The 14117-nt window shown below is 68.9% G+C and carries 9 protein-coding genes; 2 read left to right on the top strand and 7 right to left on the bottom strand.

The genetic code is table 11. The features are described from left to right. The first annotated feature begins 185 nt into the window (after nt 1-185). On the top strand, nt 186-1265 hold the full coding sequence (locus OG963_RS06905; RefSeq protein WP_093770371.1) for an NAD(+)/NADH kinase: 1080 nt from the start codon (nt 186-188) through the stop codon (nt 1263-1265). 261 nt (nt 1266-1526) lie between these two features. Here the strand turns inward: OG963_RS06905 and OG963_RS06900 are convergent, their stop codons facing one another. The 7 genes from OG963_RS06900 to OG963_RS06870 all read right to left on the bottom strand — a co-directional run bounded on the left by OG963_RS06900 (nt 1527) and on the right by OG963_RS06870 (nt 11712). Then, entirely contained in the window at nt 1527-2783 is a 1257-nt protein-coding gene (locus tag OG963_RS06900) for an SGNH/GDSL hydrolase family protein (protein WP_371798650.1), read from the bottom strand. Beyond that, a complete protein-coding gene (locus OG963_RS06895; RefSeq protein WP_093770373.1) occupies nt 2780-5212 on the bottom strand; it encodes a glycoside hydrolase N-terminal domain-containing protein in 2433 nt (810 codons plus the stop codon). Before OG963_RS06895 ends, OG963_RS06900 begins: the two co-directional genes overlap by 4 nt. Before the next feature lie 136 nt (nt 5213-5348). Then, nucleotides 5349-7196, bottom strand: coding sequence for a carbohydrate-binding protein (locus OG963_RS06890; protein ID WP_093770374.1), 1848 nt, complete (start codon nt 7194-7196; stop codon nt 5349-5351). 98 nt (nt 7197-7294) lie between these two features. Beyond that, entirely contained in the window at nt 7295-8215 is a 921-nt protein-coding gene (locus tag OG963_RS06885) for a carbohydrate ABC transporter permease (protein ID WP_093770375.1), read from the bottom strand. Further along, nucleotides 8212-9192, bottom strand: a complete 981-nt coding sequence (locus OG963_RS06880; protein ID WP_093770376.1) for a carbohydrate ABC transporter permease — start codon at nt 9190-9192, stop codon at nt 8212-8214. Before OG963_RS06880 ends, OG963_RS06885 begins: the two co-directional genes overlap by 4 nt. Nucleotides 9193-9213: 21 nt before the next feature. Continuing rightward, a complete protein-coding gene (locus tag OG963_RS06875) occupies nt 9214-10527 on the bottom strand; it encodes an ABC transporter substrate-binding protein (RefSeq protein WP_093770378.1) in 1314 nt (437 codons plus the stop codon). Nucleotides 10528-10536: 9 nt separating this feature from the next. Then, nucleotides 10537-11712 (bottom strand): ROK family transcriptional regulator, encoded by a 1176-nt coding sequence (locus OG963_RS06870; RefSeq protein WP_093770380.1) that lies wholly within the window; start codon nt 11710-11712, stop codon nt 10537-10539. Nucleotides 11713-11890: 178 nt separating this feature from the next. Between OG963_RS06870 and OG963_RS06865 the strand changes: the two genes are divergently transcribed. Continuing rightward, the gene (locus OG963_RS06865; RefSeq protein ID WP_093770382.1) at nt 11891-14014 is read left to right on the top strand and encodes an alpha-galactosidase; all 2124 of its coding nucleotides are present in this window, start codon (nt 11891-11893) and stop codon (nt 14012-14014) included. Nucleotides 14015-14117 lie beyond the last annotated feature (103 nt).

The raw sequence follows: 14117 nt of genomic DNA, 5'->3' as shown, positions 1-14117 counted from the left end.
TGAAGGGTGACGGCAGGCCTCCTTCAAGGGGCCACCCGCAGGACCCGTCGACCGGTCCCCGTGGCGGCCCGGCGGACCCGATCGCCTGATGGAGAGCGGTGTGTCGGCCCGTCGGCGGGCCGACACACCCCCAGCGCCCTCAAGGTGGGGTAGGACATCGTCGGATCGCGGGGAGTTGGACCGAGATGAGTGTCGAGCGGGTGGGAGTCGTCGTCCATCAGGGCCGCCCCGAGGCTGTTGTCGCGGCGCGCGTCGTACGCGATTGGTGTGCGGATGAAGGTATTCCGTGCACGGACATCGACGTGTGGCGCGACGACGAACGTCGGCGCGGCGGGCGGCAGGAGGCCGATGTCGCAGGCAACCCTGATCTGATTGTGACGCTCGGTGGCGACGGGACGTTTCTGCGCGGCGCCAGGATCGCTGCCAAGACCGATGGCGCCGTTCTGGGGATCGACCTGGGCCGGGTCGGCTTCCTGACCGAGGTGCCGGCCGAGGATGTCGTCCGGGCGCTCGACGCCGTCCACCGGGGAAGGGCGGCGGTCGAGGAGCGCATGCTGCTGACGATGAGGGCCTCTCGCGTCCTCGAGGTGCCCAAGGACATCGACGCTCTGATGGGCTACGGACGGCGCCCGATGCTGCCGCCACCTCAGGTCGACCAGGAAGCGGAGGCCGGGGCGGAGGGCTGGGGCGTGGCGTTGGATGTCACCGCTCTCAACGACGTCGTCGTGGAGAAGCTGGCGCGTGACCGGCAGGTGAGTCTCGGCGTCTATGTCGGCGGCCGGCTGCTCGCCTCGTACTCGGCCGACGCCGTCATCATCGCCACCCCCACCGGGTCGACCGCCTACAGCTTCGCCGCAGGTGGTCCGGTGGTCTCACCCCGCATGGATGCCGTCATCTTCACCCCTGTCGCACCGCACATGACCTTCGACCGTACGGTGGTCGTGGCGTCGGACGAACCGATCGCGGTCCGGGTGCTGCCCCACTCGGGACAGGGCGCTGTGACGATCGACGGCCACCTGCGCGGCGTGCTGGATGCCGGGGACTGGCTGGGGGTGTACGCGGCACCGCGTCGACTGCGGGCCATCAGACTCGGCCCGCACGACTTCTACGGGCGGCTGCGCACGCGTCTTCGCCTCACGGATGCTCCGGCCACGGCCGCGTACGGAGAGAGCCCACCGCTCTTCCGCCCCGACGGCCCGGTTCCGCGCGACCTGGCCCATCTCCATCTGTCCCTGGCGGACAGGGATGCGGCGGGCGGTGGTTGAGGCGGGCCGGGGGACAGCCGTCGGGTGAACCCTGGGTATCGCCGGTGGTGAGGCGTCCGTGGCGACCGGATGCTTCTCGGCCTCCGCGGGGACCCTGTCCTGTCCTGTACCGCTGCGCAACGCTGCCGCGACAGCCGCTGCGCCAGGGCCGGCTTGTGGCCCGTCGGGATCCCGCACGCTGACACATGCGGTCCCGACGGGCCTCGGATCGGCTCACGGCTGACGGAACTTCACCCGGCGCGCCGAACAGTCGGCATGGGGTCAGGACGCGGGCTCACCTGCTTCCGTGCGGGATCGCCCGCTCGCGCCGTCGCACTCGAGGTCCGCGAGGTCGATCGAGTCCGCCATCGCCTGCATGCCCTTGTCGTTGGGATGCAGATGGTCCCCTCCGTCGAACGTCGGCAGCAGCCGCTGCGGGTTGTACGGGCTGCGCAGGACCTTGTCGAAGTCCGCCACCGCGTCCACCGCGCCGCTGGTGCGGATCCACTCGTTCACCTCCATGCGTACCGCATCTCCCTGCGGATCCCACTCCGACCAGCCCTGGTACGGGAGGACGGTGGCGCCGACGACGCACTTCCCCGCCGCGTGCGCCCGGTCGATGATCCGGCGGTAGCCCGCCGTCAGCGCGGCCGCCGTGACACCGCTGTGGGACTTGATGTCATTGACGCCCTCGAACAGGACCACCGTGCGCACCCCGGGCAGCGACAGCACGTCGCGGTCGAGACGCGAGAGCGCGCTCTGCCCGGCGCCGTCCGCCAGGACCTGGTTCCCGGATATCCCCGCGTTGGCCACACCCCGCACCGTGGCGCCCGGCGCGCCGTGCAGCCGACGGGCCAGGAAGTCGGGCCAGCGCAGGTTCTTGTCGGTGGTGGACTGCCAGCCGTCCGTGATGGAGTCGCCGAGGGTGACCACGGCGCCGGTGCCGGGACCGGTGTCCACGCTGACCGCGTCGAGGTAGAACCACGACCCGACCTGTTCCGCGTACGCACCGTCCCGTTCCTCGGCCGCATGGTCGCCGGCGGTCGCGTACGACGTCTGGAGAGCCATCCCGTGCCCGGTGGCCGGGCCGCCCGCCGCCCGTACGTACAGGCTGATCGCGAGGTCGCTGCCGGCCTCGGTCCTCCCGGGCAGCGGATCGCTGTAGCGGATCTCGCCCGGTGCCAGGGTCACGGACGCCGCCCGGTCGAAACGCAGCTTCCTGTTGGAGCCCGCGACCAGCCCGGCACCACTTCTGCGCAGCCCGGCGTATGCGCTGCCGATGACCAGAGGCCGGTCACCGAACGCGTTGGACACCCGGATGCGCATACCGCTGCCGCCCGCGCTGGTCCGGACGACCAGACGGTAGGTGCGGTCGGACGGGACCTCGCCCAGCCGGTCCGCGCTGGCCGCCCAGGTGACCACCGACCGGTCGGGCACGGGAGCCGCCGCGGCGGTGGCGGAGGCGGCGTGGGCGGGGGTGAGAGTTGCGGCTGCGAGGGCCACGACCGCGACCAGGACGCGGTACGCTGCGCCGCTCATCGGAAGTTCCGCAGCGTGACGGATTCCCCGGAGCGGAGGCCGACGTCGTGCGAGACGCCGCCTGCCGTCACCGTCGTCCTGCGCCCGCCGACACTGCGGATGGTGGCTTCGCGGACCCTGCCGTCGCGCCAGCTCAGGTCGACGACGAAACCACCGCGTGCCCCGACGCCGGTGACCGAGCCGGAGCGCGCCCAGGCGGCGGGCAGCGCGGGGAGCAGTTCGATGTGTCCGGGGCGCGAGTAGAGCAGCATCTCGATCACGGCGGCGGAAGTACCGAAGTTGGACTCGATCTGAAAGATCCCGCGGCCCTTCCCGGTCTCGTAGATGTCGAACAGGTTCATCGCGCTGCCGTTGCTTCCGTCGACGGACGGCCGAAGATTGGTGATCACCAGCTGATACGCGTTCTCCGCGTGCTTCAGTCGTGCCCAGCACAGGGACCGCCAGGCGTTCGCCCAGCCGAAGTTCTCCATGCCCCGCGCGGTGAGGAGTTCGGTCGCGCCCTTCACCAGCGCCGCGGGCGACGCGTCGGGCCGGATACGGTCGCCCGGGAACAGGCCCACCAGCGGGGAGAGATGGCGGTGAGTGGTCTCGCCGAGGTTGTCCGGGGACATCCATTCCTGGAGCCAGCCGGTCTTCGGGCTGACCTCGGGCATGTACAGCCGCTCCTGGAGCCCGGCGACGGTCCTGCTGTACGCGGCGTTCCTGCCGAGCAGCGCGCTGGCCTCGCGGTAGTGCGCGAAGAGATCCCGTACCAGTTCCTGGGCGTAGGTGATGCCCTTCGCGTCCTGGGGGCCGTGCTCCGGCGACCAGTCCTTGTCGGCGACGAGGACCTCACGTTCCTTGCCGGTGTCCGCGTCGGTGACCGTCATGGTCAGCAGCCGGGTCTCCCAGAACTCGCAGGCGCCGTGCAGGAGCGGGTAGATCTTCGCGAGGTGCTGCCGGTCCTGGGTGTATTCGTAGTGTTCCCACAGGGTGTTGCACAGCCAGGCATTGCCCGACGGGTGCCACCACCAGCCCAGGCCGCCGTAGATGTTCGTGGAGAACGCCACGGTCCAGCCGGCGACCTTGCCCGAGGAGTTGCGGAACCTGTTGCGTGGATCGTTGAACAGGCTCTGGGTGAGTTCCGTCCAGACCGGAAGCTGGGAGACGCAGTAGTCGGTGAACGCGTCGAAGTTGCGGGAGAGCGCGGTGCGGTCGGCCATCCAGTAGTTCATCTGGATGTTGATGTCGGTGTGGTAATCACCCATCCAGTCAGGGTCGTTGCCGTCCAGCCATGGGCCCTGGAGGGCTACCGGAAGACCGCCCCGAGAACTGCTGATCATCAGATAGCGGCCGAACTGGAGGTACAGCGCTTCGAACTCGGGGTCGGGCTCGTCCTGCTGGGTACGCGCCTTCAGCCGCTCCCAGGTGTCGAGCGCCCGTTGCTCCGCCGTGGAAGGGCCCAGCGAGATCTGCATCCCGTCGAACTGGTCGCGATGGTCGGCCACATGGGTGTGCAGCAGGGCGGTGGGTGAATGGCCCACGGCGGTCCGGACCTTGGTCCTGGCGAGTGCTGCCGGGTCGAGGTCCGGGTCCCGGTAGCCGGCCTGCGCGTCGGGGGAGTAGTTCGTACCACCGCTGATCACGACCGTCAGATCCGCGCACCGGGTGAAGACGATCTTCGAGCCCTGGGTGGTGATCGATCCGCTCGTGCTGTGCGCGGTGACCGCCGCCCCGTACCGGAGCCCGTTGGTGAAGTCGGCGCCGAAGGAAAGGCTGTCGTGCGCGCCGTCCGCCGATGTCGTTTCGTCGTGCGTGCCGTCGAGCGAGACGGTGCCGGTGTAGTGACCGCCACCGCGTTGGGAGAACTGCACGACGATCACGTCGTCCGGCTGACTCGCGAAGACGCGGCGCTCGAAGGACACACCCGAGCGGATGTAGCTGGATGTGACCAGGCCCTGGGCGAGATCGAGTTCGCGGCGGTAGCCGTTGACCGTGCCGAGATCGTGCTCCGGGATGTCGACCGTCACATGCGCCAGCTGGGTGAGGCTGCCGAAATCGGTCCGCCCGTAGGGGAATTGACCGTCCTGCTCCAGTACGTCATTGATCCCGCCGGTCCACATGGTGGCGTCGGAGACGTAGAGCAGTTCGTGCGAGGGGTCGTTGCCGACGAGAGCGCCGAGCCGGCCGTTGCCGACCGGCAGCGCCCGCTCCAGCATCGTGTTCTCGCCGGCCGGCGCCCGGTACCACATCCGCGTCGTGGAACCTTGGCCGTCGGCCAGCATCGGGGACGTGGTGGGGCGCTGCGGCGGGGCGGTGGCGGCGAAGGCGGGGAGGCCGCCGAGAGCGGTGAGCGATCCGACGGCGGCGGCGAGCGAGAGCACGCGACGGCGGCTGGGGCTGGTGCTGGTGCTGGGCTGCGCAGGGGTGTGCGGATGCTGGTCGTTCACGGGACTTCTCCATTCCTGCGGACATGGTGGCGGGCGCGGTACGGCGTCGGGGGACCGGCGGGAGCGCGGGGAAGGGCAGCACGGGACGGGGGCGCGCCGATCAGGACGCGCCCCCGGATGTGATCGTGCGACGGGGCTACCGGAGCGGGACGTCGATCTTGTCGATGTCGGGTGAGTAGCCGGTACCGCTGTCGAAGGTGACGGTGTTGCTGCCCGCCTTCAGCGTGACCGGCACACTGATCGTGTCGGCGGCTCCCCAGCCGCCGGTGGACGGGAACGCCGTCGCGACGGGCGCCTTGCCGTTCGCGGACACGCCGATCGACCGCGGATCGCCCGACGTGTAGGCGACGTTGATCAGGTAGCGGCCGGCTTGCTTGACGACGACGTGCGTGAACTGGAGCGTGCCGCCCAGATACAGGTTGCCGACCTTCTTCGCGCCCGAGCACTCGGTGCAGTCGGCGACGGACGCGGAACCGGTCAGGACGTTGTCCGGGGACTCCGCCTCGTACGCCGTCGTCTTCAGTGCGGGGCCCTGCGGGGTGACGGTGAACAGGCGCGAGCCGTGGGCCGGCAGGGCCTGGGTGATGCCGTCCTTGTACCGGCCGAGGTTCTCGCTGTTCCACACGTCACGTACGGATGCCTGGCCCGTGAAGCCGAGGGCCGACCAGTCGGCGGTCACCGGGGAGGCGGAGTCACCCTGGTTGAACAGGGCGACGGTGTAGCTGCCGTCGGGGTTCTCGGAAGCCCAGACCTGCTCGTCACCGACCGAGGTGACGGGCTTGGCGGGCTTCCCCGGCTGCTGGTTGATCTTCAGCACGTCGCGGTTGGTCATCAGCGACAGGCCGTAGTCGTCGAGCTGGGTGAGGTCGTCCCCGCTGAAGAGCGGCGACTTGGCGATCGCCCACAGCGTCATGTAGCTCTGCCGCTCGGCCTTGGTCAGGCCGCTCATGGCGGCGTTGCCGACGTTGATCGAGTCGAGGTCGTTCCAGCCGCCGGGGCCGGCGTACCGCGTCCACCCGGGCGTGTCACGCCACCGGTCCTCGACGGAGTTCTCCCACGACACCAGCGTGTTGCAGTAGCACTCGACATCCGTGTCGACGCGCCATCCGTTGGACGTGGCCTTCCAGTCCTTGGCGTAGTTGATGTCGAGCGACCAGGAGATCTCCAGATGGATGGGCCGTCCGGTGCTCTTGATGGCCTTCTGCCAGGCCGCCACGTCCGCGCGGTTGTCGTAGTTGTCGCCGCTCTTGAAGGACCCGGGACCCACACCGTCGAGCTTGAGGAAGTCGTAGCCCCAGTCGGCGATGAGCTGCGCCTGCGAGTCGACGTACTTCTGGGCGCACGGCTTCGAGAAGTCGAGCTTGTACGAGCTGTCCCAGCCGTTGGTCGTCCGCAGATCGCTGTAGACGATGTCACCGGTGGTGCAGTTGTCGGTGTTCCAGATCGGCAGCTTGCCCTCGCCGTAGCCCTCTTTCTCCAGACCGACGGGCAGATAGATGCCGGCCTTGAGACCCTTGCCATGAATGCGGTCGGCGACCGCCTTCATCCCGCTCGGGAAACGTTCCTTGTCGGCCTTCTGGCGACCGTACGCGTCGAACTCCGGCGTCCAGTCCCAGCCGCGCCACCAGCCGGCGTCGATGTTGATGTACTCGTAGCCGTACTTCTTGAGCTTGGAGGCCAGGGCGTCCGTCTGCTTGTTGACGTTGGCTTCGGTGAGATAGCTGTAGTTGCCGTTGGGATTGATTCCCGGGTACGAGGTGGTCTGGAGGCTCCAGCTGCTCCAGCCCATGTACGGCTTCTGGGCTACGCCGTCCTCGCCGGTGCCGGCTGCGTCGGACACCGCGGTGGTGGCGACCGGGGAGGTGGCGGGGGCCTCGGACGGGGCAGCCTGCGCCGTCGGCACGGCGACTGCCAGGCCGGCGGTGACGGCGAGTACCAGCGCGGAGCGCAGGGCTCTGGCGGCGGGGCGGGTGGGTGACCGCATGAGAGGGGACCTCATTGCTTTCTCGGCGAAGGGATTCGGCAGTGGTGCGGTGTTCCGGTTGCGTGCGTGCAGGGCTGCGCAGCGCGGGACAGGGTTCGCTACTTGCCCGAACCGAGGGTGAGCCCGCTGATGAACTGACGCTGGAGCGCGAAGTACACGAGCAGCGTGGGGATCGCGGTCATCAGTGCGCCGGCCGCGATGAGGTTGGGATTGGTGAAGTACTGGCCCTGGAGGTTGGCGAGTGCGGAGGTGATCGGGCGTTTGTCACCGGTCTCGATCAGGGCGAGCGACCAGAAGAAGTCGTTGTAGATCCAGATCGATTCGAGGGTGGCCAGCGCCGCGAACGCGGGACGGCACAGCGGCAGCGCGATCTGGAAGAACTGGCGCCACACCGGGGCGCCGTCCACCAGCGCCGCCTCCGTGATCTCTTTCGGGATCGTCCGCATGTAGTTGCTGAGTACGAAGGTGCAGAAGCCGCACTGGTAGGCGATGTGGATGACGATGATGCCCCACACCGAGTTGTAGAGCAGGAACGAGTCGCTCATCCAGCCGGGCAGCGGGATGAGCAGGTAGAGCCGGTACAGCGGAGTGATCAGCACCTGGGCGGGGAGCAGGTTGCCGGCGGTGAAGAGCATCAGCAGGACGACGTTCCAGCGGAAGTCGAACCGGGAGACGAAGAAGGCCACCGCGGCGGAGAAGAGCAGCGTGCCGAGGACCGCCGGAACGGTGATCAGGACGGAGTTCCAGAAGAAGTGCGGCATCCCCGACTGGCGCCAGGCGTTGCCGAAGTTCTCGAAGCCGAGACTGTGCGGCAGGGAGAGGTAGCCGTGCCTGCTGGTGTCCGAGTAGGGCCGCAGTGAGGTGTACACGGCCCACAGCAGCGGTACGAGCCACAGGAAGGCGATCCCGCCGAGCAGCACATGCCGTCCGGTCTGTCGCGGCGGCCGCGAAGGACCCGCGTCCGGGAGTGGTGCACGGCTGCGTGGGCCGGCGGCCGGCGGTGTGACGGTCGCGGTCACTGGTCCTCCTTGCGGAAGGTCTGGGCAAGGAAGGTCCCGATGGCGAGCAGCGAGACGATGAGCAGGACGACCGCGAGTGCGGAGCCGTAACCGATGTGGCTGGACTCGCCGATGATGTTGTCGGTGATCAGAAGCGAGAGGAGCTCCATGCCGGGCTTGCTGCCGACACCACCGCCGAGCACGTAGACGATGTCGAACGCCCGCAGCGACTCCATGACGGTGACGACGAGAATGATGATGTTGACCGGCTTGAGCGCCGGGAAGACCACCCTCAGGAACGTCTGGCGTCCATTGGCGCCGTCGAGCGATGCCGCTTCCTTCAGCGCGGGGTCGAAGCCCTTCAGACCGGCCAGATAGAGAATCATGATGTAGCCGGTGTGCCGCCAGGCCGAGGCGATGAGTACGGCCCACAGGTTGAGGTCCGGATCGCCCAGCCAGTCGATGTGGTGGCCGGGTGCCACCCCGTTCAGGACGCCGCTCAGAAGTCCGTTGTCGGGGTTGTAGATGATCTCCCAGATGAAGCCGACCACGGCGAGCGAGAGCACCATGGGCAGGAAGATCGCGGTCTGGTAGAAGCGGGTGAACCTGATCTTCCGGTCGAGCTGGTACGCGAGGAAGATGCCGAACGGGGTGGGCAGCAGCGCCGTGAACAGCAGCCAGATGACGTTGTGCTGCACCGCGGGCCAGAACGGCGGGTAATTGGTGAAGATCTCCTGGTAGTTGTCCAGGCCGACCCAGCGGATGTCGCTCGGTTCGATGCCGTCCCAGCTGGTGAAGGAAAGTCCGACGGAGGCCAGCGCCGGCAGCCAGACGAAGACCAGCAGGGCGAGCAGCGGAACGCCGACGATGACCGTGAGGAACAGGCGGTCACCGCGGCCGAGCCGCAGCGGCCTGGGGCGGGCACGCGGCGCGTCGGGGCGCGCCGGGGCGGGCGCCCGGGGAGGGGCGGCGGGAGGCGCCGAGCGTACGGAGGACATGATGAACCTTCCCGGTCCGGATCAGGCCGTGAAGAAGCGCGAGCGCTGGGACTCGATCTTCTTCAGCAGGGCCGAGCCGTCGTCGGGGTGACCCAGCCACTGAGCCAGACCCGGCAGTACGACGGTGGAGACGAAGCCCGGGTCGCTGTCGCGGTCGCCGAACTGCGTGATGTGCTTCGCCGAGGCGATGAGTTCCGCCGACTTCTTCTGCAGGGCGTTGTACGAGCCGGTGTCCGCAGCGGAGTGGACGGCGACATTGCTCGGGTCGGCCCCCATGTACAGGTTCTCCGCCTGGGCGCTGCCGAGGAATTCGAGGAGGCGGGCCGCGCCCTTCTCGTTCTTCGGCTTGCGGCTGAGCATGAACCCGTCGGTGGGTGCCTCGACCGTGTCCTGGCCGTGGGCTGCGTCGATCTCCGGGAAGGCGAAGAAGTCGATGTCCGCGCGCAGCTTCTCGTCGGTGATCTGCTGTCCCAGGAACAGCCCGATGACCGCCATGCCGGACTTCTTGTCCAGCAGTGACTGAGCGGCGTCCTGCCATGAGCGGCCGCCCGCGCCCTGCTGGTAGTAGGGGCTGAGCTCACGCCACAGGTCCAGGGTCCGGCTCGTACGGCGGTCGGTCCAGGAGACCTCACCCCGCATGAGCGACATGTGGAAGTCGTATCCGTTGGCCCGCAGATTCAGATAGTCGAAGGCGCCGAGGATGGACCAGCTGTCACCCCCGCCGTATCCGGCGGCGATCGGCGACAGGCCGTCCTTCTTCATCCGCTTGGCCAGAGCGGTGAATTCGCTCCAGGTGCGGGGCGGTTCGTACCCGCGCTCCTTGAACACACTCTTGCGGTAGAAGACGGCCCACGGGTAGTTGTACAGCGGGACGAAGTAGTACTTGCCGTCCTCGCCCTTGGAGAGCTGCTTCGCGGCGTCGCTGAAGCCGGAACCTATGGTGTCCCAGACGTCGTCCAGCGGTCGGGCGAGCCCCTTCTTGGCGAAGTACTGCATGCGGTAGCCCGCGAACCAGGTGAAGACGTCGTCCGGAGTGCCCTGGAGATAGGTGGAGATGCTCTTCTGGAACGTGTCGTGGTCGACGGTGTTCGTCTTGACCTCGAGACCGCTGTCCTTGGTGAAGGCGCTGGTCAGGGCGGCGTAGGCGGCCTTGGGTGTGGCATCCGCACCGTTGGATCCGAAGGTCACCGTCTTCGGGTCGGCCGAAGGACCGCCGCCGCAGGCCGTCAGCAGCGGCGCGGCCAGTGCGGCGGCGCCGACTCCGAGTGTGCCCCGCACCACCGTGCGGCGGCTGGGATCGGTGACGGGCGACAAGATGCGGCTCTGCATCGTCATTACTGCTCCTCATACGTGTTCTGTACCGATGAAGGACTGGATCGCGGTCGCCGCGGCCCCGCGCGCCCACTCCTCGAAGGGCAGCGGACGTGTCATCACGTCGCACTGGGCGGCGGTACCGAAGGCGGCGGCGGCGAAGGTGTCGCGGATCTGTTCGGCGAAGAGGTCGTACGCCGCCAGGCCCTCGCCCGAGATGATCACCCGCTGGGGTCCGAGGACGTTGACGACGGCCCCGATGGCCCGTCCGATGGCCTCCCCGGCCCGTGCGTAGACCTCCCGGGCCCCGGGATCGCCACGGTGCGCGAGTTCAAGGGCCTGTGCGGAGTCGGTGACCGGCAATCCGGTCACCTCGCCGACCTGACGGATGATGGCGGCGTCACCGGCGATGGCTTCCACGCACCCGGTGTTGCCGCAGTGGCACGGCGGTCCCTGCGGGTCGATGGACAGATGCCCGATCTCGCCGGCCACCCCGTGCGCACCGGAGACCACCTTGCCGTGCACCACAAGACCGCAGCCGATACCCGCACCGACGGTCACCAGCGCGAAGTCCGGCACTCCCACCCCGGCGCCGAACCACTGCTCGGCCACCGTCAGGGCCCGGACGTCGTTGTCGACCGTGACGGGCAGACCCGTCACGGCCTGCGCCAGCTCGGCGAGCGGTACGTCGCGCCAGTCCAGGAACGGTGAGTAGCGGACCACCCCGGCGGTGCGGTCCACATCCCCGGACACCGCGACACCCAAGCCGCTCACCCGCACCCCGAACCCGTCGGCCTCCGTGAGGAGTTCCTGCACGAGCGCGGCGGTCGAGGCGAGCACGGCGCCCGGATCACGGGCGGTGATCCGGACGTGCCGGGCGACCCGGATACGGCAGCACAGGTCGGTCAGGACCGCGATGATCTCGTCCCCGGTGACCTTGACCCCGATGAACAGCGCGCGGCCGCCGTCCACCCGTACGAGGTTGGCGGGCCGCCCGAGGGACGGCCGTGCCTCTTCGTCCACGCCCTCCACGAGATATCCGGCCGCCATCAGGGGCCGTACGGCCTTGGTGACCGCTGCGGGCGAGAGGTCGGTCCGCCGGCCGATCTCGGCCCGGGTGAGTGGGCCGTGGGACAGCGTGGTGGTGAAGACCAGAGAAGCGGCCGGCGTCGGAACCGGGACTGCCTCGGTACGGGGCGACGAGTGCATGGCCGAAACGTAGAGGGTGTTCTTTTCTGCTGTCAATAAAAGAACCAGGCTCTTTAGAAATCTCAACTCAGCGTGGAAGAAGCATGCAAATCCCATACTGGCCCAAGGGGTTGACAGCTGATCAAAGGCACAGTTGGCTGCCGACTGCCTTCGTGGCGCAACCTGAACGTGAGGATCAATGCCTGTGATCGCCTTCGCCTCCGACACCGGGGTCTGGCTGCTCTCCACCCCGCGTACCTCGTACGCGCTACGGATCGATGCGACGGGAGCGCCGTGCCACCTTGCGTGGGGACCCGCGCTGACGCTCGAGGAGGTCCAGGAGTTCGTCACTGAGCCGGCGCCCCCGCCCAGCAGCTTCGAGGGACGGCCGTCCGTCGGTGACGAACTGCCCGTGGACGGCGGACCGCGGTACGGACCGCCTTCGCTGCAGGTGCGCTTCGCCGATGGCACCCGCGCCTTCGAATGGCAGGCCACCGGGCACCGCGTCCACGAGCCGGTACCGGGCTCGGCCGAGCTGGTCCTGGACTTCCGCGACCGCCTCCACCCCCTTCGGGTGGCACTCCACTACAGGGTCCACGACGACAGCGACGTCATCGAACGCTGGACCGTGCTGCGCAACGACGGCGACGCCCCCGTCGCACTCCAGCGCGCGGACTCCGCCGCATGGACCCTGCCGTTCCGGGAGGACTACCGGCTGAGCCATGTCACCGGCCAGTGGTCGTCCGAGACTCAACTGCGGCGGGACACCCTGCCGTTCGGTGAAACGGTCCTCACGAGCAGACGAGGTATCACCAGTCACCACGCGAACCCCTGGGTGATGCTCGACGCGGGCGACGCGACCGAGAACCACGGTCAGGTGTGGAGCGCGGCGCTGGCCTGGAGCGGCAGTTGGCGCATCACCGTGCAGCGCACCCCCGACGGCCGTGCGGGCTTCACCGCCGGCGCGGGCCACGAAGGGCCGTCCCTCCCGCTGGGCCCCGGTCAGGAGTACACCACCCCGGTCCACGCCGGCCTCTACTGCGAGGGCGGCTTCGGTGCGGCGAGCCGAGCCTGGCACGCGTACACCCTCGCCCACGTACTGCCACACCCTCAGGAGATCCGGCCGGTCCTCTACAACTCCTGGGAAGCAACCGGCTTCGACGTCGATGAAGCGGGTCAGAAGGCGCTGGCCGCGCGGGCGGCGGCGCTCGGCGTGGAGCTCTACGTCATGGACGACGGATGGTTCGGGGCGCGCCGCAGCGAAGAGGCCGGACTCGGTGACTGGGCACCGGCCCCGGACCGTTTTCCCGGAGGACTGGCGCCCCTGGCCGAGGAGGTGCACCGGCTCGGCATGCGTTTCGGCCTCTGGGTGGAGCCGGAGATGGTCAGTCCGGACAGCGACCTCTATCGCAAGCACCCGGACTGGGTGCTTCACTTCCCCCACCGCACCCGTACCGAGCTGCGCAACCAGCTGGTCCTCAACTTCGCCCGTCGCGACGTCGCCGAGTGGGCGTACGGATGGCTCACCCGGCTGGTCGGCGACCACGGCATCGACTTCCTGAAGTGGGACATGAACCGCGCGATCAGCGAAGCCGGCTGGCCGGACCGGGCGGAGGGGGCCGACGAGGTGTGGACGACGTACGTCCACCACCTCTACGACGTCGTCGACCGGCTCCGCGCCGATCATCCCCACCTCCGCATCGAGGCGTGCTCCGGCGGCGGAGGGCGGGTGGACCTGGGCATCCTGTCCCGCACCGATCAGGCATGGCCCTCGGACAACACCGACGCCGCGGACCGCGTCGCCATCCAGCACGGATACGGTCAGATCTACCCGGCACGGACCATGGCCGCCTGGGTGACCGATGTGCCCAACCAGCTCACCAGCCGTTCCGTCCCCCTGCGCTTCCGCTTCCATGTGGCGATGGCCGGGGTCCTGGGGATCGGCGGCGACCTCTCCCACTGGTCCGACGCCGAACTGGCCGAGGGCGCGGGCCTGGTCGCCGAGTACAAGCGGGTACGTCACCTCGTGCAGCACGGCACACAGCACCGGTTGCGAGCCCCGGTCGACGGCGGACCGGCCGCGACGCAGTACCTCGCCGCCGACGGCGGCGAGACGCTCCTGCTCGTCTGGCAGCGGACATCACCACATGGCAGGCCGTCACTTCCGCTCCGGCTGGCCGGCCTCGATCCCACCGCCCGCTACCGTGACGCCCGCACCGGTACGGTCCACTCCGCGACGGTGCTCCAGGAGTACGGGATGCAGCCCGAGCTTCCGCCGGGTGACTGGGCGAGCGCGGCGGTGCATCTGATCCGGGTTCCCTGACCGCTCAGCGGCGGGGGAGGAGCGGGCCGGTGACCGCCCACGCGGCTCCGGCAGCGGTCGACCGCACCCGTCGCAGATGTCGCCCGGCGACGAGGCGGGGGGC

The organism is Streptomyces sp. NBC_01707, from assembly GCF_041438805.1.
Taxonomy (GTDB): domain Bacteria; phylum Actinomycetota; class Actinomycetes; order Streptomycetales; family Streptomycetaceae; genus Streptomyces.
Note: the sequence above shows the minus strand (reverse complement) of the source record. Positions and strands in the feature narration are given on the sequence as shown.

Bases quoted from the DNA above. Each gene is read 5' to 3' on its own strand.
- OG963_RS06905 (WP_093770371.1), top strand. From the start codon at position 186: ATGAGTGTCGAGCGGGTGGGAGTCGTCGTCCATCAGGGCCGCCCCGAG.
- OG963_RS06900 (WP_371798650.1), bottom strand. From the start codon at position 2,783: ATGAGCGGCGCAGCGTACCGCGTCCTGGTCGCGGTCGTGGCCCTCGCA.
- OG963_RS06890 (WP_093770374.1), bottom strand. From the start codon at position 7,196: ATGCGGTCACCCACCCGCCCCGCCGCCAGAGCCCTGCGCTCCGCGCTG.
- OG963_RS06880 (WP_093770376.1), bottom strand. From the start codon at position 9,192: ATGTCCTCCGTACGCTCGGCGCCTCCCGCCGCCCCTCCCCGGGCGCCC.
- OG963_RS06875 (WP_093770378.1), bottom strand. From the start codon at position 10,527: ATGACGATGCAGAGCCGCATCTTGTCGCCCGTCACCGATCCCAGCCGC.
- OG963_RS06870 (WP_093770380.1), bottom strand. From the start codon at position 11,712: ATGCACTCGTCGCCCCGTACCGAGGCAGTCCCGGTTCCGACGCCGGCC.
- OG963_RS06865 (WP_093770382.1), top strand. From the start codon at position 11,891: ATGCCTGTGATCGCCTTCGCCTCCGACACCGGGGTCTGGCTGCTCTCC.